General features: G+C 69.7%; 23 protein-coding genes and 1 tRNA gene. 16 read left to right on the top strand and 8 right to left on the bottom strand.

Features of this window, described 5'->3' with window-relative positions; all coding sequences use genetic code 11:
• Position 1 precedes the first annotated feature (1 nt).
• On the bottom strand, positions 2 to 1954 hold the full coding sequence (gene acs / locus K3U94_RS21570; RefSeq protein WP_220694970.1) for an acetate--CoA ligase: 1953 nt from the start codon (positions 1952 to 1954) through the stop codon (positions 2 to 4).
• Between the two features lie 40 nt (positions 1955 to 1994).
• Between acs and K3U94_RS21565 the strand changes: the two genes are divergently transcribed.
• A complete protein-coding gene (locus tag K3U94_RS21565) occupies positions 1995 to 2741 on the top strand; it encodes an oxidoreductase (protein WP_220694969.1) in 747 nt (248 codons plus the stop codon).
• A 436-nt stretch (positions 2742 to 3177) separates the two neighbouring features.
• Here the strand turns inward: K3U94_RS21565 and K3U94_RS21560 are convergent, their stop codons facing one another.
• On the bottom strand, positions 3178 to 4044 hold the full coding sequence (locus K3U94_RS21560; protein WP_047319881.1) for an HAD-IB family hydrolase: 867 nt from the start codon (positions 4042 to 4044) through the stop codon (positions 3178 to 3180).
• Between the two features lie 427 nt (positions 4045 to 4471).
• Here K3U94_RS21560 and ssd point away from each other — a divergent pair, with 427 nt between their 5' ends.
• The 7 genes from ssd to K3U94_RS21525 all read left to right on the top strand — a co-directional run bounded on the left by ssd (position 4472) and on the right by K3U94_RS21525 (position 9093).
• Positions 4472 to 5554, top strand: a complete 1083-nt coding sequence (ssd, locus tag K3U94_RS21555) for a septum site-determining protein Ssd (RefSeq protein ID WP_275564534.1) — start codon at positions 4472 to 4474, stop codon at positions 5552 to 5554.
• Complete coding sequence (locus tag K3U94_RS21550) at positions 5551 to 6735, top strand: TadA family conjugal transfer-associated ATPase (RefSeq protein ID WP_220694968.1); 1185 nt, start codon at positions 5551 to 5553, stop codon at positions 6733 to 6735. The genes ssd and K3U94_RS21550 overlap by 4 nt, the downstream gene beginning before the upstream one ends.
• A complete protein-coding gene (locus K3U94_RS21545; RefSeq protein WP_220694967.1) occupies positions 6732 to 7538 on the top strand; it encodes a type II secretion system F family protein in 807 nt (268 codons plus the stop codon). Before K3U94_RS21550 ends, K3U94_RS21545 begins: the two co-directional genes overlap by 4 nt.
• Complete coding sequence (locus K3U94_RS21540) at positions 7535 to 8125, top strand: type II secretion system F family protein (RefSeq protein ID WP_200900666.1); 591 nt, start codon at positions 7535 to 7537, stop codon at positions 8123 to 8125. The genes K3U94_RS21545 and K3U94_RS21540 overlap by 4 nt, the downstream gene beginning before the upstream one ends.
• A gap of 94 nt (positions 8126 to 8219) precedes the next feature.
• Entirely contained in the window at positions 8220 to 8411 is a 192-nt protein-coding gene (locus K3U94_RS21535) for a DUF4244 domain-containing protein (protein ID WP_047319834.1), read from the top strand.
• A gap of 6 nt (positions 8412 to 8417) precedes the next feature.
• Positions 8418 to 8765: a TadE family type IV pilus minor pilin gene (locus K3U94_RS21530; protein WP_220694966.1), complete on the top strand. Its 348-nt coding sequence runs from the start codon at positions 8418 to 8420 to the stop codon at positions 8763 to 8765.
• A 16-nt stretch (positions 8766 to 8781) separates the two neighbouring features.
• Complete coding sequence (locus tag K3U94_RS21525; RefSeq protein WP_230987277.1) at positions 8782 to 9093, top strand: Rv3654c family TadE-like protein; 312 nt, start codon at positions 8782 to 8784, stop codon at positions 9091 to 9093.
• On the opposite strand, the gene K3U94_RS21520 is transcribed toward K3U94_RS21525, so the two are convergent.
• Both K3U94_RS21520 and sftH read right to left on the bottom strand, forming a co-directional pair.
• Positions 9090 to 10127: a PAS domain-containing protein gene (locus tag K3U94_RS21520; protein WP_220694964.1), complete on the bottom strand. Its 1038-nt coding sequence runs from the start codon at positions 10125 to 10127 to the stop codon at positions 9090 to 9092. The genes K3U94_RS21525 and K3U94_RS21520 overlap by 4 nt on opposite strands.
• Positions 10128 to 10434: 307 nt before the next feature.
• Positions 10435 to 12786: a DNA 3'-5' helicase SftH gene (gene sftH / locus K3U94_RS21515; RefSeq protein ID WP_220694963.1), complete on the bottom strand. Its 2352-nt coding sequence runs from the start codon at positions 12784 to 12786 to the stop codon at positions 10435 to 10437.
• A gap of 369 nt (positions 12787 to 13155) precedes the next feature.
• Here sftH and K3U94_RS21510 point away from each other — a divergent pair, with 369 nt between their 5' ends.
• The 3 genes from K3U94_RS21510 (at position 13156) to topA (ending at position 17018) form a co-directional block, all read left to right on the top strand.
• A complete protein-coding gene (locus K3U94_RS21510) occupies positions 13156 to 13359 on the top strand; it encodes a cold-shock protein (protein ID WP_005138711.1) in 204 nt (67 codons plus the stop codon).
• 126 nt (positions 13360 to 13485) lie between these two features.
• Positions 13486 to 14097 carry a hypothetical protein gene (locus tag K3U94_RS21505; protein WP_220694962.1) on the top strand — a complete coding sequence of 204 codons (612 nt, stop codon included), beginning with the start codon at positions 13486 to 13488 and terminating at the stop codon, positions 14095 to 14097.
• 116 nt (positions 14098 to 14213) lie between these two features.
• The gene (gene topA / locus K3U94_RS21500; RefSeq protein WP_220694961.1) at positions 14214 to 17018 is read left to right on the top strand and encodes a type I DNA topoisomerase; all 2805 of its coding nucleotides are present in this window, start codon (positions 14214 to 14216) and stop codon (positions 17016 to 17018) included.
• Between the two features lies 1 nt (position 17019).
• On the opposite strand, the gene K3U94_RS21495 is transcribed toward topA, so the two are convergent.
• Positions 17020 to 18672 (bottom strand): adenylate/guanylate cyclase domain-containing protein, encoded by a 1653-nt coding sequence (locus K3U94_RS21495; RefSeq protein WP_047319886.1) that lies wholly within the window; start codon positions 18670 to 18672, stop codon positions 17020 to 17022.
• Between the two features lie 69 nt (positions 18673 to 18741).
• Here K3U94_RS21495 and K3U94_RS21490 point away from each other — a divergent pair, with 69 nt between their 5' ends.
• The 4 genes from K3U94_RS21490 to K3U94_RS21475 all read left to right on the top strand — a co-directional run bounded on the left by K3U94_RS21490 (position 18742) and on the right by K3U94_RS21475 (position 21368).
• On the top strand, positions 18742 to 19968 hold the full coding sequence (locus K3U94_RS21490; RefSeq protein WP_220694960.1) for a DNA polymerase III subunit delta': 1227 nt from the start codon (positions 18742 to 18744) through the stop codon (positions 19966 to 19968).
• A 32-nt stretch (positions 19969 to 20000) separates the two neighbouring features.
• Positions 20001 to 20076 (top strand) — tRNA-Thr (locus tag K3U94_RS21485).
• Positions 20077 to 20241: 165 nt separating this feature from the next.
• Complete coding sequence (locus tag K3U94_RS21480) at positions 20242 to 20781, top strand: hypothetical protein (protein WP_220694959.1); 540 nt, start codon at positions 20242 to 20244, stop codon at positions 20779 to 20781.
• A complete protein-coding gene (locus K3U94_RS21475; RefSeq protein WP_220694958.1) occupies positions 20778 to 21368 on the top strand; it encodes an RES domain-containing protein in 591 nt (196 codons plus the stop codon). The genes K3U94_RS21480 and K3U94_RS21475 overlap by 4 nt, the downstream gene beginning before the upstream one ends.
• A 30-nt stretch (positions 21369 to 21398) precedes the next feature.
• On the opposite strand, the gene K3U94_RS21470 is transcribed toward K3U94_RS21475, so the two are convergent.
• Positions 21399 to 22829 (bottom strand): oxygenase MpaB family protein, encoded by a 1431-nt coding sequence (locus K3U94_RS21470; RefSeq protein ID WP_220694957.1) that lies wholly within the window; start codon positions 22827 to 22829, stop codon positions 21399 to 21401.
• 49 nt (positions 22830 to 22878) lie between these two features.
• On the opposite strand from K3U94_RS21470, the gene K3U94_RS21465 reads away from it, so the two are divergent.
• The gene (locus K3U94_RS21465; RefSeq protein ID WP_220694956.1) at positions 22879 to 23487 is read left to right on the top strand and encodes a TetR/AcrR family transcriptional regulator; all 609 of its coding nucleotides are present in this window, start codon (positions 22879 to 22881) and stop codon (positions 23485 to 23487) included.
• Positions 23488 to 23498: 11 nt separating this feature from the next.
• On the opposite strand, the gene epsC is transcribed toward K3U94_RS21465, so the two are convergent.
• Both epsC and cysK read right to left on the bottom strand, forming a co-directional pair.
• Positions 23499 to 24095 (bottom strand): serine O-acetyltransferase EpsC, encoded by a 597-nt coding sequence (gene epsC, locus K3U94_RS21460; protein ID WP_412178209.1) that lies wholly within the window; start codon positions 24093 to 24095, stop codon positions 23499 to 23501.
• Positions 24092 to 25027, bottom strand: coding sequence for a cysteine synthase A (gene cysK / locus K3U94_RS21455; protein ID WP_220694955.1), 936 nt, complete (start codon positions 25025 to 25027; stop codon positions 24092 to 24094). Before cysK ends, epsC begins: the two co-directional genes overlap by 4 nt.
• Positions 25028 to 25056 lie beyond the last annotated feature (29 nt).

The following is a 25056-nucleotide window of genomic DNA, read 5'->3' as shown; positions in this document are numbered from 1 at the left end:
GCTAATCGGCCGCCCGGATCGCGTCGAAGACGCCGGGGTCCACCAGGGTTGAGGTGTCGCCGAGTTCACGGCCGTCGGCGATGTCGCGCAGCAGCCGCCGCATGATCTTGCCGCTGCGGGTCTTGGGCAGCTCCGGGACGATATGGACGTTGCGGGGCTTGGCGATCGGCGAGATCTCCACGGTCACGCGCTCGCGCAGCTCGTCGACGATCGTGCCGCCCACGTGGCTGTGGGACGCCGCCAGCACCACGAACGCACAGATCCGTTGGCCGGTCTGCTCATCGATAGCGCCGACCACGGCGGCCTCGGCCACCGCCTCATGGCTGACCAGCGCGGACTCCACCTCGGCGGTGGAGATGCGGTGCCCGGACACGTTCATCACGTCATCGATCCGGCCCAATACCCAGATGTCGCCGTCGGCGTCGTAGCGGGCGCCGTCGCCGGCGAAGTACCAGCCCTGCTCGGCGAACCGCGACCAGTAGGTCTCGATGAAACGCTCCGGGTCACCCCAGATCCCGCGGGTCATCGACGGCCACGGCTGGTCGATCACCAGGTAGCCCGACACCGGTTCCCCGGCAGTCTCATTCGGAGTCAACAGATCACCGTGATCGTCGACAATGCGCGCGGAAATCCCGGGCAGCGGCGTCATCGCGGCGCCCGGCTTGGCCGCGGCCACACCGGGCAGCGGGGTGATCATCGCCGCGCCGGTTTCGGTCTGCCACCAGGTGTCGACCACCGGGACGGCGTCCGCGCCGATCACCCGCCGGTACCAGCGCCAGGCCTCCGGGTTGATCGGTTCACCGACTGAACCCAACAGCCGCAGGCTGGACAGATCGTGCGCGTCGGGGATCTCGCGGCCCCACTTCATAAACGTTCGGATCAACGTCGGTGCGGTGTAATAGATTGTCACACCGTACTTTTCGATGATCTGGAAGTGTCGGTGGTGGTCCGGGAAGTCCGGGGTGCCCTCGTAGATCACCTCGGTGGCGCCGTTGGCCAGCGGCCCGTACACCGCGTAGGTGTGCCCGGTGACCCACCCGACGTCGGCGGTGCACCAGAACACGTCGGAGGCGGCCTTGAGGTCGAAGACGTAATGGTGCGTGTAGGCGGCCTGGGTCAGGTAGCCACCGCTGGTGTGCATGATGCCCTTCGGCTTGCCGGTGGTCCCCGACGTGTAGAGCAGGAACAGCGGCTGCTCGGCCTCGAACGCCTCGGGGGTGTGCTGCGGTGAGGCCGACTCCACCACGTCGTGCCACCACAGGTCGCGGTCCGGCGTCCAGGACACCTCAACACCGGTGCGACGCACCACCAGCACATGCTCGACGGTTTCAGCCTCCGCGACCGCCTCATCGACCGCGGGTTTCAGCGGCGCCGGCTGTCCCCGACGGAACTGCCCATCGGAGGTGATCACCAGCTTCGCCTGCGCGTCGTCGATGCGAGACCGCAGCGCATGCGCGGAGAACCCGGCGAATACCACGGTGTGCAGCACGCCCAGGCGCGCGCACGCCAGCATCGCGACGACCGCCTCGGGGATCATCGGCAGATAAATCGCCACGCGGTCACCGGCGACCAGGCCGAGTTCGGTCAGCGCGTTGGCCGCCCGGGAGACCTCGGCCTGCAGGTCCGCGTAGGTGATGGTGCGGGCGTCCCCGCTCGGCTCGCCCTCCCAGTGGATCGCCACCCGGTCGCCGTGGCCGGCCTCCACGTGGCGATCCACGCAGTTGTAGGCGACGTTGAGCTTGCCGTCGGCGAACCAGCGCGCGAACGGGGCGTCTGCGTAGTCGAGCACCTCGGTGAAGGGCGTTGCCCAGCTCAACCGGTTGGCCTGCTCGGCCCAGAACGCGAGCCGATCGGACTCGGCTGCGCGGTACAACTCGGGACCCGCGTTGGCCTGGGCGGCGAACTCGGCGGAGGGCGGGTACGACGGCGCTGAAGCGGCAGGGGTTGCGGTCACGGTCAGGAGCCTAATCACCTCGACGGTAGTGTCACAGCCCGTGACCACTGCGGAGGATCCACTGGCCCCGTTAGTCCAGTTGCCCGGTGTCGCCGATGCCAGTGAGCAGGTCCGCGACGAGCTGGCTCGGGTGCACCGGCACAAGACCAATATGCGGGGCTGGCCGGTCAGCGCCGCGGAGGCTTCCCTGCGGGCGGCGCGGGCGTCGTCGGTGCTCGACGGGGGGCCAGCGGCCGTGGACGCCGCCGCCACCTCCGACCCGGTGTTCGCCGGTGCCCTGCGGGTGGCCCAGGCTCTGGAGGGCGGGGAGACCACGCTGGTCGAGGTGTGGCGGCGCGCACCGCTGCAGGCCTTGGCTCGGCTGCACGTGTTGGCCGCCGCGGATCTCGTCGAGGAGGAGCGCCTCGGCCGGCCCGAGGGCGGTGCTGCCGTCGGCCGCCGGCTGGAGATGCTGGCCGACCTGGCCACCGGCGGCACGTCGGTGGCGGCCCCGGTTTTCGCCGCGGTGGTGCACGGCGAGCTGCTGACGCTGGCGCCGTTCGGTAGTGCCGACGGCGTAGTGGCCCGCGGCGCGGCCCGGCTGGTCACCATCGCCAGCGGGTTGGACCGCCATGGGCTGGGGGTGCCCGAGGTGACTTGGATGCGCAAGGCGCGTGACTACCGGCGGGCGGCGGCGGACTTCGCGAGCGGCTCAGCCGAGGGTGTCACCGCCTGGCTGCTGCTGTGTTGCGGCGCGATGCGCACCGGTGCGCTCGATGCGCTGGGGATTGCTGAGGCCGGGCGCTAGGCGCTGATCCGGGCCGCTCGATGAAGGCCCAGGAAAGACGAAGCGGGCGGCGCTCCGAAGGATTCGGCTCGCCGCCCGCTAGTACGGTACACGGTTACCAAGCGTCCAACTTGGGCTGCGTGGGTGGCCTCGGCGCTCCTGCGGTGTTCTTCGGCTGCAGCCCCACCCAAAGGGCTGGCGACACCGATCACGTTCCGCAATTACGCAGGCCCGCAACACTTCTGCCATCTTCGCGGCTGTGGCTCCGCGTGGGTACCGTTCTCCGTACTGGGAAGTGCGGCTCGGGAGATCGATCCTTCTCTTCCGGGTCGACCCTGGCCTTGCCGGCTTCCGTGCTTCCTTTGTACTACGTGACGCACGGCACAGCAAGGGCCAATCGCATACGGCGTGTACCGCGTCATCGGATTGTGACCAGTGGTGTTTGCTGGGCGTTCGATCAGGGCGCCAGTCGGCGTAGCAGCGAGTAGGTCAGGGCGCCGGCAGCCAGCGCGCTGACACCGACTGCGGCGGTGGTGGCCAGCGCCGCGCCGGACGGCGCCGGGATGCGGTCACGCAGCGAGACCGGTCGCGAGAAGGTCAGCACCGGCCAGCCGTTGGCGATCGCTTCTTTGCGCAGTGCGCGGTCGGGGTTCACCGCCGACGGATGCCCGACCACCTGCAGCATCGGCAGGTCGGTGATCGAGTCCGAGTAGGCGTAGCAGTGCTCCAGCGGGTAGCCCTCGCGGGCGGCCAGCTCGCGGATGGCCTGCACCTTGCCTTCGCCGTAGCAGTAGAACGCGATCTCGCCGGTGTACTTGCCGTCGGCGACCACCATCCGGGTCGCCATGGCGTGGGTTGCCCCCAGCGCCCGGGCGATGGGCGCCACGATCTCCTCCCCGGAGGCCGAGACCACCACCACGTCGCGACCGCAGAGTTTGTGGTCGGCGATCAACTCGGCCGCCTCCGCGAAGATCAGCGGCGTGACGATGTCGTGCATCGTCTCGTTGACGATCGCCTTGACCTGTTCCACGTTCCAGCCGGTGCACATGTTGGTCAGGTGGGCGCGCATCCGCTCCATCTGATCGTGGTCGGCGCCGGACAACAGCATCAGGAATTGCGCGTAACTCGACTTGAGCACGGTGCGGCGATTGATCAGTCCCTGATCCATAAAGGGTTTGCTGAACGCCAGCGCGCTGGACTTCGCGATGACCGTCTGGTCGAGGTCCAGGAAGGCTGCGGTGCGGGTTCGCGGAGTCCCGGCGAGGTCGGCAGGGGCCGCAGGTGAGGTAGGCGGTGACTGCGGCTGCGGGGTGGTTGCGGACACCGCCACAGCATAGGTCCGGGAGGTCGGTCAGCCCGGTGCTACGGCAGAAAGAGCACTTCACACGTAGTGCGAGATATGGGTCGCCATTTGATAGCAACACTTGCAAACACTTGCGCCGGACCACCCTGTCGTGTGTATAGTGGCATCACTCGGCTTATGCTGAGGGTGTATCGGCCCGACCCCCCGGGGTTGATACGCGACGACCTCCGCCTCCTCCCCCCCTGGCGGGGGTCGTCTTTTTTAACCGGTAATTTGTTCGCCGGAGCCCCCTCCCGTTGACTGGAACGTGTTATAGATCTGGCTTTTCATACCATTAGTTTGGTTTGTCCGGTAGCACATAACTCGAAGTTCTCCACAGTCCGGAATTTCATCCACACTTGCCCGGTATTGGGTGGCGTGATGGGGGCCGCCGCGTCACGGTGAGGCGGTGAGCGCAACCACCGGCCTGTTGGCCCTCGTCACCCCGTCGGTGTTGCGCGACGAACTGGACCGGGTGGCCGCGGCGGTGGGTGTCCGCGTCATCCACCTCGGCGCCGAGATACCGAACCGCAGGGCCTGGTCGGCTGCTGCGGCCGTGGTGCTCGACGAGCAGGCGGCCGCCCGCTGCGGCCCGGTCCGGCTGCCGCGCCGCCCCCATGTCGTTGTGCTCACCAGCGGCCAGCCCACCACCCTCACCTGGCAAGCCGGTGTCGCCGTCGGGGCGCAACGGGTCCTGGCGCTGCCCGCCGAAGGCAACGAGCTGGTGGCCGAGCTGGCCGAAGCCGGCGAGTCGGCCCGGGATGGGGCGCGCCGCGGCGACGTCATCGCGGTGATCGGCGCACGTGGCGGCGCGGGCGCGTCACTGTTGGCAACGGCGCTGGCCCAGCGCGCAGGCGATGCGCTGTTGCTCGACCTCGACGCGTGGGGCGGGGGTATCGATCTGCTGGTAGGCACCGAAAATGCCGGCGGCCTGCGCTGGCGCGACCTGACGCAGCACAGCGGGCGGTTGACCTGGCCGGCGCTGCGCGCAGCGCTGCCCCGCCGGGATGGGGTGAGTGTCCTGTCGGGCGCCCGGCGGGGCGAGTCGGGCCATGAGCCCACCGAGGTCGAAGCCGGCGCCGTCGACGCGGTCGTGGACGCGGGCCGTCGTGGCGGGGTCACCGTGGTCTGCGACCTGCCCCGCGCGTGGGCCGACCCGGTCGAGGGCGCACTGAGCGCTGCCGATCTCGTCGTGGTGGTCAGTCCGTGCGACGTACGGTCCTGCGCGGCCGGTGCCGCGCTCGTGCCGCGCCTGCGCGCGGTGAACCCCAACGTCGGCCTGGTGGTGCGCGGGCCGGCCCCCGGCGGACTCCGGGCCGTGGAGTTGGCAGAGATCGTCGGACTGCCGCTGTTGGCCGCAGTGCGGGCCGAGCCTCGGCTGGCGGAGCGGCTCGAACACGAGAGGCTGCGGTTGCATCGCCGCTCCGCGCTGGCGGTCGCGGCCGGCCGGGTCATCGAAATGTTGCCCCAGCGGAAAGTCCTGGCTTCATGAGGGATTCGCTGATCGACCGGGTCCGGGAGCGGCTGGCGTCGGAGTCCGGGGGATCGTCAGAGTTGCGCCCACAGACCGTGGCCGCCGCGATCCGGGCCGAATCCGGTGGGGTGCTCGGCGATACCGAGATGCTGTCGAGTCTGCGGGTCCTGCAGACCGAACTGACCGGCGCCGGGGTGCTGGAACCACTGTTGTGCGCGTCGGGCACCACCGACGTCCTGGTCACGGCCCCCGATGCGGTGTGGGTTGACGACGGGACGGGCTTGCGGCGCAGCGAGATTCGGTTCGCCGATGAACCGGCTGTGCGTCGGCTGGCTCAACGCCTGGCGGTGGCTGCGGGCCGTCGACTCGACGACGCCCAGCCCTGGGTCGACGGGCAGTTGCACGGCTTCAACGTCGGAGGCACCGGTGAGTTCACCGTGCGCCTGCACGCGATCCTGCCGCCCGTTGCGGCCGACGGGACGTGCCTGTCGCTGCGGGTCCTGCGCCCGGCCACCCAAGACCTCGCCGCACTGACGGCCACGGGCGCCATCGCGCCGGCCGCGGCGGCCCTGCTGGCCGACATCATCGCCGCTCGGCTGGCGTTTCTGGTCTCCGGGGGCACCGGCGCCGGCAAGACAACCGTGCTGGCCGCCCTGCTCGGCGCGGTCGGCGAAGGCGAGCGGGTGGTCTGCGTCGAGGACGCCCCCGAATTGCAGCCCCGCCACCCGCATCTGGTCAGGCTGGTGGCGCGCGCGGCCAACGTCGAAGGCGCCGGCGAGGTGGGGTTGCGCGAGCTGGTCCGGCAGGCGCTGCGGATGCGGCCGGATCGGTTGGTGGTCGGTGAGGTCCGGGGCGCCGAAGTGGTCGACTTGCTTGCCGCATTGAACACCGGCCATGACGGGGGCGCGGGAACCGTACACGCCAACAGCCCGGCCGAAGTCCCGGCCCGCCTGGAAGCGCTTGCCGCACTGGGTGGTCTGGACCGTGCGGGCCTGCACAGCCAGCTGGCGGCGGCCGTCCAGGTACTGGTGCACGTCGCGCGAGACCGCGACGGCAAACGCCGGCTCACCGACATCTCGATGCTGCGCCGCACCGCCGCGGGCCACGTGCAGGCCGCGCCGGTGTGGCAGGCCGGGCGTGGACTGACCGACCAGGCCGTCGAATTCCGTGCCCTGCTGCGCGATCGGATGCCCGCGTGAGCGGCCCGGTGGCCGCCGCACTGGCCTTGGCCGCGGCGGCGCTGCTCGGAGTTTCGCCGCGCCGCCGCATCGCACCGAACGGTCGCGCGCCTGGCGGCCGGGCCGCCCGGCGGGCCGGCGGGTGGAGCCTCATCGGCACGGTGGCCGGCGCCGCTGTACTGGCTGCGCTGGCCCTGCCGCTCAGCACGTGGCTGGCCGGAGTCCTGTTGGGGGCCACTGCCGCCCTGCGTCACCGCCGTGGCCTGCGCCGCCGCCGGGCCGTCGCGGAATCGCGCGCCTTGGAGACTGCCTTGGATGCCCTGGCTGGTGAGCTGCGCGTCGGAGCGCATCCGGTGCGGGCATTCGCCATTGCGGCCGCAGAATCCCACCATCCCGCGGTGGCCGCCGGTCTGGGCGGCGTCGCCGCCCGGGCCCGGCTTGGGGCCGACGTCGCGACCGGCCTGCGTGATGCGGCCGCATCCTCGGCGCTGCCCTCGCAGTGGGAGCGGCTCGCCGCCTACTGGCAACTCGGCGGACAGCACGGCGTGGCGATCGCCACCCTGATGCACGCCGCGCAACGCGATATCACTGCCCGGCAAAGGTTCTCGGCGCGGGCCGAAGCGGGCATGGCCGGCGCCCGCGCCTCGGCGACGCTCCTGGCCGGTCTGCCGCTGCTCGGTGTGCTGCTGGGTCAGTTGATCGGAGCCCGCCCGGTCGCCTTTCTCCTCGGCGGAGCGGGTGGGGTGCTGGCGCTGGTCGGGGTGGGCCTGGTCTGCGTCGGGCTGCTGTGGTCGGACCGGATCACCGCGCAGGCGGTCACATGACTGCCGCCGCGATCTTGCTGGCTGCGGCACTGCTTGCCGCCGCCGGACCGGCGACGGTGCGGACGCGGGCCGGGCTGCCCCGGCCCAACCATCCGCCGCCCCGCCGGGCAGTGCCGGGCACCGACGCGCTGGCGGTGGCCGCCGACCTGGACGTGTTCGCGCTCTGCTTGACCGCGGGGATGTCTGTCTCCGGTGCGGCCGCGGCCACCGCCCGGCACGCGCCGCCGCACTTGGCCGGGGCCTTGCGCCGCGGCGCCGACCTGCTGGCGCTGGGTGCCGAACCGGGCGTCGCCTGGTCGGCGCCGAGCGGTCCGGCTGCCAGGGCACTCGACCCGACCACCACCGCGGTGCTGCGCCTGGCGAGACGGTCGGGGTCCTCCGGTGCTGCGCTGGCCGTCGGGCTCGGCGAACTGGCCGCACAGTGCCGCGACGAGGCCGCGCATACGGCCACCGCCGCTGCGGAGCGGGCCGGAGTGCTGATCGCCGGGCCGCTCGGACTGTGCTTCCTGCCCGCATTCGTGTGCCTGGGCATCGTGCCGGTGGTGGCCGGGCTGGCCGGCGACGTGTTGCGGTCGGGGCTGCTGTGATTCGGGAAATGCTTCGCGGACACGCCGCGAGAGTCGAAGAAAAGTACGGCTGAAGGAGGCGCTTGTGAAAACGCGGGCATTAAAGGCACGCAATATGTTTCGTGTCATCTCGCTGAAGATGGTGCTGCTGGCATCCGATGAGTCCGGGATGTCCACGGTGGAATACGCAATCGGGACGATCGCTGCCGCGGCCTTCGGCGCGATCCTCTACACCGTGGTCACCGGTGACTCGATCGTGTCGGCACTGAATCGCGTCATCGGGCGAGCGCTGAACACCAAGGTCTGACGGGTCGTGACCGGCCGTGCGCGCTTTGTCGAGGATTCCGGCGCCAGCACTGTCGAGGCAGCGTTCGCGTTGGCGGCCCTGGTCTCGGTGCTGGTGCTGTGCCTGGCCGGGATCAGCGCGGTGTCCGCCCAGATCCGCTGCGTCGACGCCGCCCGGGAAGCCGCCCGGCTGGCGGCGCGCGGAGACGTCCCAGCGGTCACCGCGGTGGTGCGACGGCTCGCGCCGGCCGGTGCGACGGTCCGGCTGCGCTCCGAGGGTGACGTGGTGGTCGCCCGCGTCAGCGCCCAACCGGTTCTGTTGCCCGGCTTGGCGATTGCCGCCGAAGCGGTCGCGGCGGCCGAGCCGTCGCAGTGAGGCCGGCGGGGCCACCGTGGCCGCCGCCGCGATGGTCGCGGTGCTGCTGAGCGTCACCGGCGGCGGCTTCGTGCTCGGTGCCGCGATCATCGCCCGACACCGTGCCCAGGCCATCGCCGACCTGGCGGCGTTGGGCGGTGCGGGCCGGCTTCCCGCCGGGCCCGCTACCGCCTGCGCTCAAGCCACGATGCTGGGCTCGCGGATGCACGCCGGTGAAATGACTTGCACCGTCGACGGACTCGATGTGGTGATCACCGTCGCGATGCCGGTGCCCGGCTGGCGGCTAAGCCCCGCCCGGGCGACGGCGCGCGCCGGGCCGGTCGGCTAGGGGGCTTCGGTTGTGGCGCTCAAACCAGCGTCGGCGAGTTCGGCATCGGCGGGCAGGCGCAGCGCGACCAGCCCGGCCACGGTGCCTTCTTCGAGTTCCACCTTGTTGACCGTCACGTGGACCGGCGCCCAACCGCCGTCCATCTGACGCAGCCGCAGCACCCCGCTCGCCGGGGCCTGGGAGCGGGCCAGGTCGTCTTCCATCCGGGCGATCTGCACCTGGTCGTCGGGATGGACCCGCGCTACGTCCGCCGGACTGCGCCAGTCGTAGAACGGGCACGGCTCATCCAGCCACTTCAGCAACCGCCGGTTGGCCAGATCGACCATGGCCCGGTGCACGCCAGGCTGGGCCAGTGCGTGCAGGATCTGCTGCGCAAGGAAGTCGGGGCGCTGCACCGCGCCGTCGAACTGGCCCCGCCAGTTCATCCCGCGCGTCACCAAGTGCTCACGTCCGCCGGGAACCGTCTCGCGAGCCGTGCGGACCACGAAGCCCATCCGAACGGGCTCGCCGTTGAAATCGGTGACATCCCAGGTGCTGCAGATCGTCTGCCCGGGTTCGGCCCGGATCGCCAGAGCCAACACCTTGTTCTCATTGGGGCTGAACTCGCGAGCGGGCAACTCTTCGACGAACGCCCGGTCGTGGGTGGCCTCCACCTCGGGGTCCTTGCCGCTGTTGGCCAGCGACTCCCCGGTGTCGGTGGCCACTCCCAGGGTCAGGTCCCACTTCAGCGGGCCCGGGATGGGCCGTTCCGGTGGTTCCATGTCGGCCGGTCCGGTCCAGACATGCACGCCGTGCACCCGGCCATCGGACATCACCACCGGTTCGGTGCGGATCACCCGGTCGCGGCGTGCAGTGATGCTGGCCAGGCTTTGGCCGGTCCGCACCGCTTCGGCGATCGCGGTCTGAATCGCCGCCAGGTGCGGGCTGCGTCGCAGGAACTGGGTGATCGGCACCAGGTTCTTCAGCTGACGCCCTTGCGCGACGACTGCCGGTTCACCCCCCAGGGTCTCCACCAGCAGCCAATCGTGCGCCATAATTCGCCGATATTACGTCTGCCGCCCTTCTACCAGCGTCAACAGCGAGTTATTTCCCGGATTTGACGCCGCTTCCCCCCAGCGCGGCACCCTGCCAAGTTGCGAAGGATCCGGTTTAGCCGGTAACTTACGGCCGCATCCGGTCATGCATCGGGTTGGGAGCGGATCGCATTTCTCGACCGTTCGTCTTACTGTCCCCGGTGTTTCTTGCACCGTGACGCCTGTCGCTGCGACGCAGCTGGCAGGGGTAAGGGCTCGGGGGAGTCGGCCGTTCGGGGGGTCGGCCGACTCCCGCAGTCCCGATCGCCTAGTGCGCGCCGTCGAGCCTGCCGAGCACCAATCGCAGCACCCGCACCGCGCCGTCCTTGTCCAACGGGTCATTGCCATTGCCGCACTTGGGCGATTGCACGCACGAGGGGCAGCCGTGCGGACATTCGCAGGACTCGATCGTCTCCGCCGTCGCCGTCAGCCAGGTGGCCGCCGCGCGGTATCCGCGCTCGGCGAAGCCGGCACCGCCAGGATGGCCGTCATAAACAAAGACACTGGGCAGGCTGCCCAGCGCTTCCGGACCGGCCGCGGTGGACAGGCCGCCGATGTCGCCGCGATCGCAGCTGGCCACCAGCGGCAGCAGCCCGATCGCCGCATGCTCGGCGGCATGCAACGCCCCCGGTATCGCCGTCTCGGCCACTCCGCAGTCCGCCAGCGCCGCGGCGGTGACGGTGTAGACCACCGCCGTGGTGGGCAGTGTCGCCGGTGGAATGTCCAGGTCGATGAAGTCCAGCACCTCCCCGGTCGGCAGCCGCCGCAGATAGCCGACGATCTGACGGGTCACCGTCACCGGCACCAGGCCGAGACTGACCGGACCGAACCAGGCGCGTTCGCCGGCTCCGGTCACGTCGATGTCGGTGATCTCGCGTGCGAACGTCGCGTAGCCGGGATCCTCGGCGTGTACGAACGCGATCTGGCGCTCGGTGTCCAGCGAATCGACCACATAACTCTCGCCCTGATGCAAATACACCGCCCCGGTGTGCACCGTGGCCGACGCCCGCCCGGCGTCGACACTGCCCAGCAGCCGGCCGGTGTCGGCTTCGACGATCGCCACTTGCCCACCGGCGGACCCGCGGATTTCCACGGTTGCGTGCGGGTCGAGGCCGGCCGCCGGGAAGTACTTCTCGGACCGCCGACGCAACAACCCGTCCTCGACCAGAGCGTCGGCCACCTGCTCGGCGCCCAACTGCGCCACTTCAGCGACGGTCAGCGGCAGTTCGGCGGCCGCGCACAGCAGCTGCGGTCCCAGCACGTAAGGGTTTGCCGGGTCGATCACCACCTGCTCGATCGGCTTGTCCAGCAGCGCCGCGGGGTGATGCACCAGGTAGGTGTCCAGCGGGTCGTCGCGAGCGACCAGCACGATCAGCGCCGTCTGGCCCCGCCGGCCGGACCGGCCGGCCTGCTGCCAGAACGAGGTCACGGTGCCGGGGAAGCCCGCGATCACCACCGCGTCCAGCCCGGCGATGTCCACGCCGAGCTCCAGGGCGTTGGTGGTGGCCAGGCCATACAGCTCACCGTCGGCCAGCGCGCGCTCCAAGGCGCGGCGATCCTCGGCCAGATATCCGGCCCGGTAGGAGGCGACCTTGTCGACCAGCGCCGGGGCAACCGATTCCAGCCGGGTGCGGGCCGCCAGCGCGGTGAGTTCCGCGCCCCGGCGCGAGCGCACAAAGGTCAGGGTGCGAGCCCCCTCGGCGATCAGGTCGGCCATCACCCGGGCCGACTCGGTGCCGGCGGCACGGCGTACCGGCGCGCCGTTCTCACCGGTCACATCGGTGCGCAGCGCCGGCTCCCACAGGGCCACCGTCCGGGCCCCGTGCGGCGAGCCGTCCTCGGTGACCTCCGCGACGGGCTGGCCGATCAGCGCTGAGGCGCTGGCGCCCGGCAATGCGGTGGTGGCGCTGGCGAAGATCACGGTGGGTCCGGCCGGCGCCCCCGGTGCGGAGTAACGCGCACACAACCGCAGCAGCCGTCGCAGCACCATCGCCACGTGCGAGCCGAAGATCCCCCGGTAGTAGTGGCATTCGTCGACGATCACGAAGCGCAGCCCGCGCAGGAACGCCGCCCAGCGGGCGTGGTTGCGCAGCAGCGACAGGTGGATCATGTCCGGGTTGGAGAACACCCAGCGGGACTGTTCCCGGGCGAACCGGCGGATCTCGGCGGCGCTGTCGCCGTCGTAGGCGGTGGGTGCGACGGCTCCGGCTGCGCGACCCAGTCGTGGCACCGCCGCGGTCAGCGTGTGCGCCGCGCGCAGCTGATCGTGCCCCAGCGCCTTCGTCGGCGACAGATAGAGCACCCGGGCGCGGGGATCGGTCACCAGTGCCTGCAGCACCGGGAGTTGGTAGGCCAGCGATTTCCCCGACGCCGTACCGGTGCTGATCACCACGTGACGCCCGGCGTGCGCAAGTTCGGCGGCGGCCAGCTGATGCGACCACGGCGCCTCGACCCCGCGTCCGGTGAAGGCGCTGATCACGTCGGGCTCGGCCCAGTCCGGCCAGGCGCCCGCTTGGCCCGCGGACGCCGGCAGATCGGCGACATGACGCAGCGGATCTTCACCGGCCTCGACCCCGGCGAGCGCGGCGGCCAGCAATTCACCGCCGAAATTCGCCGTCATGGTCCCATCCTCAATTGCGTGGTTTATGCGGCGGTCCCAGCTTCGCCTCTCCTACGTCGAGTCTCGCTGAACCGCCGGCCTCGAATGTCCGCCGCCGTATTGTTCACCCTTCGGCCGAGATTTCGGCACCGCAGTCTGTCCTCAACGCAACGAACATGGTTGACTGATGGGCGGTCGTAGCTTCTGTGTTCGTGTTAAGCCTTCGCAGGATCTGTGGTTGCGGCCGCAGTGCCCGCGGGGGAGCGTCGGTGTCAGCACCGACCGTCCGCCAGGGTACGGCGGCCGGAACAGGCCCGGGGCAGCGAAAATCGGTGCCCCGAACAACGGTGCGCACCGCACCGGGCAAGAAGAGTAAGGAAAGATCGACAAATGCCACAGGGAACTGTGAAGTGGTTCAACGCAGAAAAGGGCTTCGGCTTCATCGCGCCTGAAGACGGGTCGGCGGACGTGTTTGTCCACTACACGGAAATCCAAGGGTCCGGCTTTCGCACCCTCGAGGAAAACCAGCGGGTGGAGTTCGAGGTCGGGCAGAGCCCCAAGGGCCCCCAGGCCACGGGCGTCCGCGCCGTCTGAGCAACGGAATTTGACGTCACCCCCCGGGCAGCTCCCGCCAACGGAGCTAAGCCGGGGGGTTTCGTTTCGGGCGGCTAAGACCGCCCCGGATGCCGCCGGATGGTGGACCGGCTTACTGTCGGTGACGTGAGCCAGCTTTCCTTCTTTTCGGCAGAGTCGGTGCCGCCCAGCGTTGCCGACCTCACCGGGGTGCTGGCTGGCCCGGGGCAGATCGTCGTGGCGGGTGACGGAGCGCGGCTGTCGGTCGTGGTCGACGCCCAATGGCGGGCTGTGGCGCTGGCCGAGCTGATCGGCCAGGCCGGTCTGCTGTCGGAGGTCACCCGCACCGAGGAAGACACCCCGTTGGTGCGGACCGCGGTCGACGCGCGCTTGCGTGGGCTGGCCCAGGCGTGGACTCGCGGAGCGGTGAAGACCGTGCCACCGCAATGGCTGCCGGGTCCGCGTGAACTGCGGGCGTGGACGCTGGCGGCGGGCACCGCCGAAGGCGACCGATACCTGCTCGGGCTCGATCCGCACGCCCCGGACACCTTCGCGCCGCTGGCCTCGGCCATGATGCGGGTGGGCATCGCACCCACCCTGATCGGCACCCGCGGGGGCCATCCGGCGCTGCGGATCACCGGCCGCCGCAGGTTGTCGCGGCTGGTCGAAAACGTCGGGGAATCACCCGCGGACCCCGAGGCGTTGAGTCAATGGCCGCGTGTCGTAGGCACGATCCCGGGCCACGGCGACGGGCTTTGAGAGAATGCACTGCTGAGCGCCGGTTTGCGTCGGCACGGTCGTGAGTGCGAGATTGTCAGTTGTCCACCGGCGGCGCGGCCTGCCGGTGCGGACAGAAGTGGAGTGGTAAGCGCAAGGTGGCTGACTCTGAGACGGTGAGCGCCCGCAATGGCGATAAAACACCCGTGCGGCGGCTCGTCATTGTCGAGTCGCCCACCAAGGCACGGAAAATTGCGGGTTACCTGGGCAGGAACTACGTCGTCGAGTCCTCCCGAGGGCACATCCGGGACCTGCCCCGCAACGCCGCCGACGTGCCGGCGAAGTACAAGACTGAACCGTGGGCGCGCCTCGGCGTCAACGTCGACGCCGACTTCGAACCGCTCTACATCGTCAGCCCCGACAAGAAGAGCACCGTCACCGAGCTCAAAGGCCTGCTGAAAGACGTCGACGAGCTCTATCTGGCCACCGATGGTGACCGGGAGGGCGAGGCGATCGCCTGGCACCTGCTGGAGACCCTGAAGCCGCGCATCCCGGTCAAACGGATGGTGTTCCACGAGATCACCGAGCCGGCGATCCGCAACGCCGCCGAGAACCCCCGTGACCTGGACATCGACCTGGTGGACGCGCAGGAGACCCGGCGCGTCCTGGACCGGCTGTACGGGTATGAGGTCAGCCCCGTGCTGTGGAAGAAGGTCGCGCCGAAGCTGTCGGCCGGCCGCGTCCAGTCGGTGGCCACTCGCATCATCGTGCAGCGCGAACGCGAACGGATGGCGTTCCGCAGTGCCTCCTACTGGGACGTGGTCGCCCAACTGGACGCCAGCGTCTCCGACCCGACCGCCTCTCCGCCCAGCTTCACCGCGCGGCTGGTCGCCGTCGACGAGCTGCGGGTGGCCAGCGGTCGTGACTTCGACTCATTGGGCGCGCTGCGCAAGCCCGACGAGGTGCGCGTGCTCGACGAAGCCGCGGCCACCGCGCTGGCGGCCGGGCTTCAGGGCGCGTCGCTGTCGGTGACCTCCGTGGAGGAGAAGCCCTACACCCGCCGGCCCTACGCGCCCTTCATGACCTCGACATTGCAGCAGGAAGCCGGCCGCAAGCTGCGGTTCTCCGCCGAGCGGACGATGAGCATCGCCCAGCGGCTCTACGAGAACGGCTACATCACCTACATGCGTACCGACTCGACGACGCTGTCGCAGTCGGCTATCGACGCCGCCCGTACCCAGGCCCGCCAGCTCTACGGCGAGGAGTACGTGTCGCCGTCGCCGCGGCAGTACACCCGCAAGGTCAAGAACGCCCAGGAAGCCCACGAGGCGATCCGGCCGGCCGGCGAGACGTTCGCCACCCCCGACGCGGTGCGCAACGAGCTGGGCAGCGACGAGTTCCGGCTCTACGAGCTGATCTGGCAGCGCACCGTCGCCTCGCAGATGGCCGACGCCCGCGGCACCACGCTGAGCCTGCGGATCGGCGGACAGTCCGGGAGTCAGCAGGTGACGTTCGCCGCCAGCGGCCGCACCATCACCTTCGCCGGCTTCCTCAAGGCCTACGTGGAGACCGTCGACGAGTTGGCCGGCGGCGAAGCCGACGACGCCGAGCGGCGGCTGCCGCAGCTGACCCAGGGGCAGCGGGTGGACGCCACCGAGCTGACCCCAGACGGGCACGCCACCAACCCGCCCGCCCGCTACACCGAGGCCTCGCTGGTCAAGGCGCTCGAAGAGTTGGGCATCGGCCGGCCGTCGACGTACTCCTCGATCATCAAGACCATCCAGGACCGCGGCTACGTCTACAAAAAGGGCAGCGCGCTGGTCCCCACCTGGGTGGCGTTCGCCGTGATCGGGCTGCTCGAGCAGCACTTCGGCCGGCTCGTCGACTACGACTTCACCGCGGCCATGGAGGACGAGCTCGACGGGATCGCCGCCGGGCGTCAGCGCCGTATCGACTGGCTGCACAACTTCTACTTCGGTGGCGACTACGGGGTCGAGGACTCGATCGCACGGGCCGGCGGCTTGAAGAAGCTGGTCGGGGTCAACTTGGAGGGCATCGACGCCCGCGAGATCAACTCGATTCGGCTGTTCGACGACGCGCAGGGCAGGCCGGTCTATGTGCGGGTGGGCAAGAATGGTCCCTACCTGGAGCGCATGGTCACCGGTGACGACGGCGAGCCGACCCCGCAGCGGGCCAACCTGGATGACTCGTTGCCGCCGGACGAGCTGACCCTGGCACTGGCCGAGGAACGCTTCGCCACCCCGCAGGAGGGCCGGTCGCTCGGTGTTGACCCGGCCACGGGCCACGAGATCGTCGCCAAGGACGGCCGCTACGGTCCGTATGTCACCGAAGTTCTGCCGCCACCGCCGGACGACGAGTCCGGAACGACGGCCAAGAAGGGCAAGAAGCCGACCGGCCCCAAGCCCCGCACCGGTTCGTTGCTGCGCAGTATGAGCCTGGAAACCGTGACGCTCGACGACGCGCTGAAGCTGCTGTCGTTGCCGCGGGTGGTCGGCGTCGACCCCGAGTCCGGCGACGAGATCACCGCGCAGAACGGCCGCTACGGGCCATACCTGAAGCGCGGCACCGACTCGCGGTCCTTGGCAAGCGAGGAGCAGATCTTCGAGATCTCGCTCGAAGAAGCGCTGAAGATCTACGCCGAGCCGAAACGTCGTGGCCGCCAAGCAGCTGCGACCGCGGCGCTGCGGGAGTTGGGTGCTGACCCGACCAGCGGCAAGCCGATGGTGATCAAGGACGGCCGGTTCGGTCCGTACGTGACCGACGGCGAGACCAACGCCAGCCTGCGCAAGGGCGATGAGGTGGCCACGATCACCGATGAGCGTGCCGCCGAACTGCTCGCCGACCGGCGGGCGCGGGGGCCGGTCAAGAAGGCCGCCAAGAAGACCGCGCGCAAGGCGCCCGCGAAAAAGGCACCGGCGAAGAAGGCCGCCAAGAAGGCTTGAGTCAGTCGGCTGCGGCCGCGGGCTCGGCGTTTACGTCGTTCTCGTTTTCGTTCGCGTCGTTCTCGGCCGGGATCGCTTCCAGCGCCGCGAGATGCAGCGGCCGCGCCAGCTGAGTAGGTGCGGTGCGTCCGCGCAGTTCGACGATCTCGCCGACCTCCCAGCACAGCGCCTCGGCGTCGACCGCGCCGCTGACCGCTACCGCCGAAGCCAGCACGTGGCCGTCCTCCAACTTGGCCAGCTCGGTCAGCCGGGCGGCCTCGTTGACCGGGTCGCCGATCACGGTGTACTCGAAACGGGCGCGGGCGCCGATGTGGCCGGCGATTGCCCGCCCGGCCGACACCCCGATGCCGAACTCCTCCGAACCGAGCACCGGAAGCAGGCCGTCGTGCAGTTCGCGGGCCGCCGCCAAGGCCGCACTCGAGGCGTCCGGGTGCTCGATGGGCGCACCGAAGATCGCCAGCGCCGCGTCACCCTGGAATTTGTTGACGAAACCGCCGTGGCGTCCGACGGCCTCGACCACGACCCGGAAGAACTCGTTGAGCAGGTTGACGACCTCGCTGGGGGGCCGGGTCGCGGCCAGCTGGGTGGAACCCACCAAGTCGATGAAGAGCACCGCCACGTCGCGCTCCTGGCCGCCCAGCTCGGTGCCACGCTCCAAGGCGCGCCGGGCCACGTCCTCGCCGACGTAGCGGCCGAACAGGTCGCGCAGCCGCTGCCGCTCGGCCAGGTCACGCACCATGTCGTTGAACCCGGCTTGCAGCAGGCCGAGCTCACTGGCGTCATAGATCTGCATGTGCGCGTTGTAGTTGCCCCGCTGCACCTCGCCCAGCGCCCAGCGCAACTGGCGCAGCGGGTCGGCGATCGACATCGACACCAGGACGGTGCCGGCCAGGCCGATCACCAGCGCGGCCAGCGCCATCAGCAGGATCGGGGTGAACAGCTTGTCCGGGGAGGCGTTGAGCAACGACGCTTTGCCGGCCAACACCGACAGCACGATCGCCAGCACCGGCACCCCGGTCGACAGCAGCCAGGTCAACAGCTGGCGGAGGATCACTCCGGGCGCCCGCAGCTTCTCCGGGGCGCCGTCCCGCAGGGCCGCGACGGCCACCGGGCGCAGCACCCGCTCGGACTGCAGGTAGCCGATGATCGCGGTGGCGGCCGCACCCAGGGCGGTGGCGGTGACCACCACCGGCACCACGTCGTGCACCACCTGCCAGCTGATGATGACGAACACCACCCCGCCCACCGTCCAGTAGCAGATGCTGATCAGCGAGCGGTAGAACGGCATCCGCAGCGCCCGGGACCGGGCCAGCTCGGTATCGGCGGGGTCGGACTCCGGGTTCTCCACATCGGCGAGCAGCGCCTCCCGGCGTTGCCAGCGGAATACCGGCATCAGCAATGCGGTGCTGACCGAAAAGCCGAAGGCGAACAGGCACAGCAGCACGCCGGCGAACAGTGCCAGGTTCAGGCGCGGCAGGTCCTGCAGGTTGATGCGGTCTTCCTCGGGCAGACCGAACCGTAGGAAACCGAACACGAACAGCGAGCCGATGATGTCGGCCTGCAGCATGCTCAGCGTGAAAACCGGCCAGGGCGTGCGCACGACCCAGCGGACGAATCGGTTGATCCGCCCGACCAGGGTCGTGGTGCTCACCAGCACACCGTATCCGGCGAGACGACAAAGCCCGAGTCCAAATGTCCGGGCAAGCCACTACTGTGACCGATGATGTCCGGGGTTTTCGCACGATTGGTGGGCCAGCAGACGGTCGAAGCCGAGCTGCTGGCTGCCGCGCGGGCGTCCCGGCGTGATTCAGCGCACAGCGGCATGACCGCGGGTGGTATGTCACACGCCTGGCTGATCACCGGCCCGCCCGGATCGGGCCGGTCGATCGCGGCGGTGTGTTTCGCCGCGGCGCTGCAGTGCACCGCCGACGAGTCCGAGGGCGGTCCCGGCTGTGGTCGATGCCGAGCCTGCACGACGACGATGGCCGGCACGCACGCCGACGTGCGACGCGTGGTGCCGGAGGGATTGTCCATCGGCGTCGACGAGATGCGGGCCATCGTGCAGGCCGCGTCCCGGCGGCCGGGCACCGGACGCTGGCAGATCGTGGTGGTCGAGGACGCCGACCGGCTCACCGAGGGCGCGGGCAACGCCCTGCTGAAGGTCGTCGAGGAGCCGCCGCCCTCGACGGTGTTCCTGCTGTGCGCCCCCTCGGTCGATCCCGAGGACATCGCGATCACGCTGCGGTCCCGGTGCCGGCACGTGGCACTGGTGACGCCCCCGCCGGCGGCTATCGCCCAGGTGCTGGTCGAGACCGACGGGCTCGACCGTGAGACGGCGGACTGGGCGGCCGCGGTCAGCGGTGGCCACGTGGGACGGGCCCGGCGGCTGGCCACCGATGCCGAGGCCCGGCAGCGTCGCCAGCGGGCGCTGTCACTGGCCCGCGACGCGGCGACCCCGTCGCGGGCGTTCACCGCGGTCGATGAGTTGGTGGCCGCAGCGGAGTCCGAGGCCCGCGATCTGACTGCCGAGCGCGCCGAGGTCGAGACCGAGGAACTGCGCACCGCGCTGGGGGCGGGCGGCACCGGTAAGGGCACCGCCGCGACACTGCGCGGCACCGCCGGGGTGATCAAGGACCTGGAGCGTCGGCAGAAGTCCCGCCAGACCCGAGCCTCGCGCGATGCCTTGGACCGGGCCTTGATCGACCTGGCCACCTACTTTCGCGACGCCCTGCTGGCCGCCACGGGGTCGGCCGGCGTCGCCCGGCCCAGCCATCCGGACATGACCGATGCGGTGGCGGCGATCGCTGCCCACGCGTCGCCGGACCGGTTGCTGCGGTGCATTGAGGCGGTGCTCGAATGCCGCGACGCACTGGCGGCCAACGTCAAGCCCCGCTTCGCCGTCGGCGCCATGGTGGCCACCGTCGGGCAGGCCCTGCGAGACGACCTGTAAACTCTCCTGGTCCCGGTCGAACCCCCGGGCACGCCGCCTTAGCTCAGTCGGTAGAGCGATTCACTCGTAATGAATAGGTCAGGAGTTCGATTCTCCTAGGCGGCTCCAAACGTGCAGGTCAGGCGGGGTAATCACCCCGCCTCCTGTGTTTCGTCGAAAACCCATTGAGTGCGCACATCGCCGAGTGGACGCAACGTGCCTGCGAGTGACGCTGTTGACGCTGTTGACGCCGCGTGCGTAGTGTTGACAGTGTTGACGGAAGGGGGCGTCGAGATGACTGCACCGTTGCGGCGGGACGCCCAGGCGTTCGTGCGCCAGGCAACCAAGGAGTTTGAGCGCGCGCTCACAAACGTTGTGGTCTCGCACGAGCTCGCCGGCCGCAGCCCTGATGTGGTTTTGGGCGACCCCCTGAGCTTCGCGGCGCGCGCGGTGCGCGCGACCGCCCCGGAGGCCTCGTCTTGGGATGAACTGGTCGGACCGTTTGTGCGTACTGATGGAGTTCAGGCCCGGCTTGGGATCACTCGCCAGGCGGTTGCTTCCAAGGCTGCGCGACGTCGTCTGTTGCGGACCATTACCTCCGACGGGGAGCACCTGTATCCGCTGTGGCAGTTTGACGGCGGCCGCCTCGTCAGCGGGCTCGATGAGGTGTTGTCGCTGTTTCCTGAGTCATCGGTGGATGGGTGGACCCTGGCGGCATGGCTGCGTACCCCGGACCCCGAGCTCGGTGAGCCGCCTCTCGACGCCTTGGCTCGGGGTGATCTCGCGCGGGTCCGGGAGGTGGCTCGTGCTGCTGCACGATCGCTGGCCGCGTGAGTGCGGAACCGACGCTGGGTGAGCCGGGTGACCTAACCGGGTTTCCGGCCAGTGGACCGCCGCGGCGGTTGGTTCGGGTCTGCCGGGTTGGGCTGGAGCCGTGGTGGTTCTCCTCTGACGGATCTGGGCGGTTTGACCTCGAGCCGCCCTACGGCACCTGTTATCTCGCCACTGACGGCTATGCGGCGATCAGGGAGGCGAGCCGGCTGGGGCCGGTGTCTACCGAGTGGGTGGCGGCCCGAGAACTGCGCCAGGTATCCCCACCCGATGCGAAGGCGCGTCTGGCGGCCACCACTCGGCAGGCCGCAGGTCGCTACGGGGTAACCACTGAATTGGTGACGGTGATCCCTTACGATCTGCCTCGCCGCTGGGCTGCCGCGTTCGGGAAGCACGGGTTCGATGGGATTCGACATCAGCTGCGTCACGATCAACGGGCCCGCCCGTCCGGGGTCGCGCTCTTCGGACCCGCAGGGCTGGCAGCGTTCGACGGTGGAACTGCGTTGGCCTTGACGGCCGTCGAGGTTGAGGCGGCCGGGGTGAAGGTCCTTGCGCCACCGCATTCATCGGCGCTGACTGTGGTGTCCTGAAGCCGTCTCTCGACGGTGGGTGTGACTCCCTTACCGACGAGACGTCGTAGCCAACCGGGGTGGGCCGAATCCGCCCCCCGACGTCGAGTCGTCGTGGTGGGTATAGGCCATCGCGATGTCGTGGTAGCGCTTGGCGAATGACGACATGGCGTCGACCAGCTGGTCGGTTCCCGGCGGGCCGTTGCGGTAGAGGACACGTCGGGCCAGCTGCACCCCCGGCAGGCGGTCGCGCAATCCTAGGGCGCGCGCGTTGAGAACCGCGGTCTGCCGGAACAATTCGCTGTGGACCCGGTAAGGCACGTCGAATTCGGGTGCCCCCGCGACGAACTCGCGTACCTCGTCGAGACCGAACACCGGAACCAGCGGCGCGATGGCACTCGCCGCGAAGCCTTTGCAGATCGCGGTCGACAGCAGCGAACGGGCCGGCCCCGGAAACCACGGCAGGTAGGTTTCGGCGACGGCGTCCAACGGTTGCCGCACGGTGTGCATCAGTTCTTCCCGCCACCCGGACGGGTCACCGCCGCGCGAGAAAATGTAGTTCAGCGAGCGAATCATCTCGCCCCCATCCCTGGCGCGCAGGCGTTCGGGGGCGCCGATGAGATGGCCGAACCAGCCGGCGAACATCGCGATGTCGTCGAGGTCCCGCGCCGACAGGCGGCGGCCCAGTCGGTGGTCGACCAGCCGGGTCAGCAGCGGCCCGTTTCCAAAGCCCAGCAGTGACGTCGCCGCGATCGGCTCGCCGAATCGAAGATAGTGATCATCGCCCCACGCCCGGCGCAGACCGCGGCTGGCCAAGGCGTGCATGAGCCGCACGCGGACGATGGTCTGGAAGACCTCCGTGCGCGGGTCGTAGATGTCGGGCTTCATCGCCAGCGCGAACATCCGCAACGTCTCGGCATAGCGGCGGACCGAGTCGCGCTTGAACCTGCCGGTCGCGCCGGTGGCGGCCGAGATGTCGCTGGTCATCGCCGTCTCGAACAACGCCCAACCGATGACCAGGCGTTGCGCCGAGAACGATGCGGTGGAGGCCAGCAGCCGGCCCCGGTTGGCGGCCTTGATATCCAGCCATGACGGCCGTTCGGTGACATAGCCCAAGAACTCGACGAGCTCGGGAGGGGCGTCGGCCACCGTGTCGATCCCACCGGTCAGCGCCTGCTCGAACATCGGCCGGACTGTTGCGGAGCCGGCTCGGTCGAACAGATCGACGACCGGGATGACGCGCTCGTCGGCCTGCCAGAACATGTCGTCGCGCAGCCTGGTGAAATCGTCCGGCTCCGTCGCTTGGTCGATATCGGTCCAGGGACCGAACAGGTACTCACGACTTGGTCGCCACCGGTCGGCAAAGAGATCTCGCCCCGGCGGAATCGGGCGCAGCGGCCGGTCCTCGTGCTCCCGGCGGTTGAAATCGACGTCGGCGAGCGTCAGTGGCGCGCGTCGAGTGGCCTTCGAGGGTGTCGACATCTCCTCACGTTTGCATGAATGCAACTAATCCGTCAAGATCATTGCAATTATGCAGACAGCAAATGCGGCCATCATCCCGTTCCCCAGCCTTGCCGAGCGGCTCCCGGTGCCGCCACCGGCGCGGCTTGACCCGCTGCTGGACGCCACCGTGGTCTGCGTGGCCCGTTACGGACTGTCCAAGACGTCGGTCAGCGACATCGCCCGCGAAATGGGTGTGGTGCCCAGCACCGTGTATCGCAACGTCCGCTCGGTCGACAACGCCGTGCTACTCGCGATCGCCCGTGACGGCCGCCGGATGATCGACCGCATTCCGGAGGTCGTCGCCGGGATCGACGGGCCCCGGGTGATCACGGTGTTCCTCGCCGAGTCCATCCGGCAGTGCCGCGCGCATCCGATGGTCGACAAGATCCTGCGCGACGAGGCCGAGTGGGTCGGCAAGCTGACCACCCGCAACCTCGACGGCATTTTGGAGTCGGGCGCCGAGATGGCCGCACCGCTGCTGGCCGCCGCGATGGAGGCCGGCGTCATCCGAAAGCAGGATCCTTCGGCACTGGCCCACTGGACCGCCCGGATCGGGTTCGCCTGCGTCTTGTCGCCGCCTCCCGGCGATCTGACCGAGGCCCTCGACGCGCTGCTTTTGCCGGCGTTGCAGCCGTAGCGTCCAACCGCTCAGATGTACATTGCGGGGTCGATGTAGGTGGTCGGGTCCACCAGCGGCTCCCGCTGCTTCTCCGTGCGGTGACGCACCGCGGCCGGGATTCCCGTGGCGATGCAGTCGGCCGGAACATCCTGGGTGACAACGGCGTTCGCGCCGACAGCGCTGCCGTCGCCGATGGTGATCGGGCCGAGGACCTTCGCGCCGGCGCCCACCGTGACACCGTTGCCGATGGTCGGGTGGCGCTTGCCGTGGCTCAGCGAACGCCCGCCGAGGGTGACACCGTGGTAGACCATGACGTCGTCGCCGATCTCGGTGGTCTCACCGATCACCACACCCAGGCCGTGGTCGATGAAGAACCGCCGCCCGATGGTCGCGCCCGGGTGGATCTCGATGCCGGTGGCGAACCGGGTGGCCTGAGCCAGCACGCGGGCCACCCCGCGCAGCGCCGGCCTGGCCCACAGCCGGTGCGCGATTCGATGCGACCAGATCGCGTGCAGTCCCGAATAGACCAGGGCGTTCTCGAAGTCCCCGCGCGCGGCCGGGTCGTGTTCGCGCGCGTTGCGCAGGTCCTCGCGCAGCGTCGTCCACACGCTCACCAGCGTGCTCATTCCCGAATATGCTCGAACAGCGGCGTCGAGATGTAGCGCTCGCCGAAGTCGGGGACCACCACCACGATCAGCTTCCCGGCGTTCTCCGGACGCTTGGCCAGCTCGAGTGCGGCCCACACGTTGGCACCGGCCGAGATCCCACCGAGGATCCCTTCCTCGGTGCCCAACGCGCGAGCCACCCGGATGGCGTCGTCGAACTGTGCGTCGATGATCTCGTCGTAGCAGTCGCGGTCGAGCACCTCGGGGACGAAGTTGGCGCCCAGGCCCTGGATCTTGTGCGGACCGGGGTCGGCGCCGTGCAGGATCGCGGAGTCCTTGGGTTCCACGCCGACGATCTGGACCGAGGGCTTGTGGGCCCGCAGGGTGTGCGAGACGCCGGTCAGGGTGCCGCCGGTGCCGATCCCGGCGACGAAGATGTCGACGGCGCCGTCGGTGTCTTTCCAGATCTCTTCGCCGGTCGTCCGTTCGTGGATGGCCGGGTTGGCCGGGTTGGCGAATTGATCTGCGGACAAAGCGTTGTGGGTGTCGGCGACGATCTGCTTGGCACGTGCGACCGCGCCGGCCATGCCCTCGGAGCCGGGCGTCAGGACGATCTCGGCGCCGTAGGCACGCAGCATCACCCGGCGCTCGGTGGACATGGTGTCCGGCATGGTCAGAACCACCTTGTAGCCGCGCGCGGCGCCGACCATCGCCAAAGCGATGCCGGTGTTGCCGCTGGTGGCCTCCACGATGGTGCCCCCGGGGCGCAGTTGGCCGGCCTTCTCGGCGGCGTCGATGATCGCGACGCCGATACGGTCCTTGACGCTGTTGGCCGGGTTGTAGAACTCGAGTTTGGCCGCCACCTGGGCGTCCAGGCCCTCGGTCAGCCGGTTGAGCCGCACCAGTGGGGTATGGCCGATCAGCTCGGTGACGTTGTCGTAGATCCTGCCCATCAATTGCCCTTTCCTACCAAGGCCGCCAT

This window comes from Mycolicibacter heraklionensis (genome assembly GCF_019645815.1).
GTDB lineage: Bacteria > Actinomycetota > Actinomycetes > Mycobacteriales > Mycobacteriaceae > Mycobacterium > Mycobacterium heraklionense.
The sequence above is the reverse complement of the archived record's forward strand: the minus strand, read 5'-3'. Positions and strand labels throughout refer to the sequence as shown.

Excerpts from the sequence above, each read along its gene's own strand:
- cysK (WP_220694955.1), bottom strand. The coding sequence starts at position 25,027 with ATGGGCAGGATCTACGACAACGTCACCGAGCTGATCGGCCATACCCCA.
- K3U94_RS21470 (WP_220694957.1), bottom strand. The coding sequence starts at position 22,829 with ATGTCGACACCCTCGAAGGCCACTCGACGCGCGCCACTGACGCTCGCC.
- K3U94_RS21520 (WP_220694964.1), bottom strand. The coding sequence starts at position 10,127 with ATGGCGCACGATTGGCTGCTGGTGGAGACCCTGGGGGGTGAACCGGCA.
- sftH (WP_220694963.1), bottom strand. The coding sequence starts at position 12,786 with ATGACGGCGAATTTCGGCGGTGAATTGCTGGCCGCCGCGCTCGCCGGG.
- K3U94_RS21550 (WP_220694968.1), top strand. The coding sequence starts at position 5,551 with ATGAGGGATTCGCTGATCGACCGGGTCCGGGAGCGGCTGGCGTCGGAG.
- K3U94_RS21540 (WP_200900666.1), top strand. The coding sequence starts at position 7,535 with ATGACTGCCGCCGCGATCTTGCTGGCTGCGGCACTGCTTGCCGCCGCC.
- epsC (WP_412178209.1), bottom strand. The coding sequence starts at position 24,095 with ATGAGCACGCTGGTGAGCGTGTGGACGACGCTGCGCGAGGACCTGCGC.
- K3U94_RS21510 (WP_005138711.1), top strand. The coding sequence starts at position 13,156 with ATGCCACAGGGAACTGTGAAGTGGTTCAACGCAGAAAAGGGCTTCGGC.
- K3U94_RS21490 (WP_220694960.1), top strand. The coding sequence starts at position 18,742 with ATGTCCGGGGTTTTCGCACGATTGGTGGGCCAGCAGACGGTCGAAGCC.
- K3U94_RS21480 (WP_220694959.1), top strand. The coding sequence starts at position 20,242 with ATGACTGCACCGTTGCGGCGGGACGCCCAGGCGTTCGTGCGCCAGGCA.
- K3U94_RS21535 (WP_047319834.1), top strand. The coding sequence starts at position 8,220 with ATGTTTCGTGTCATCTCGCTGAAGATGGTGCTGCTGGCATCCGATGAG.
- K3U94_RS21465 (WP_220694956.1), top strand. The coding sequence starts at position 22,879 with ATGCAGACAGCAAATGCGGCCATCATCCCGTTCCCCAGCCTTGCCGAG.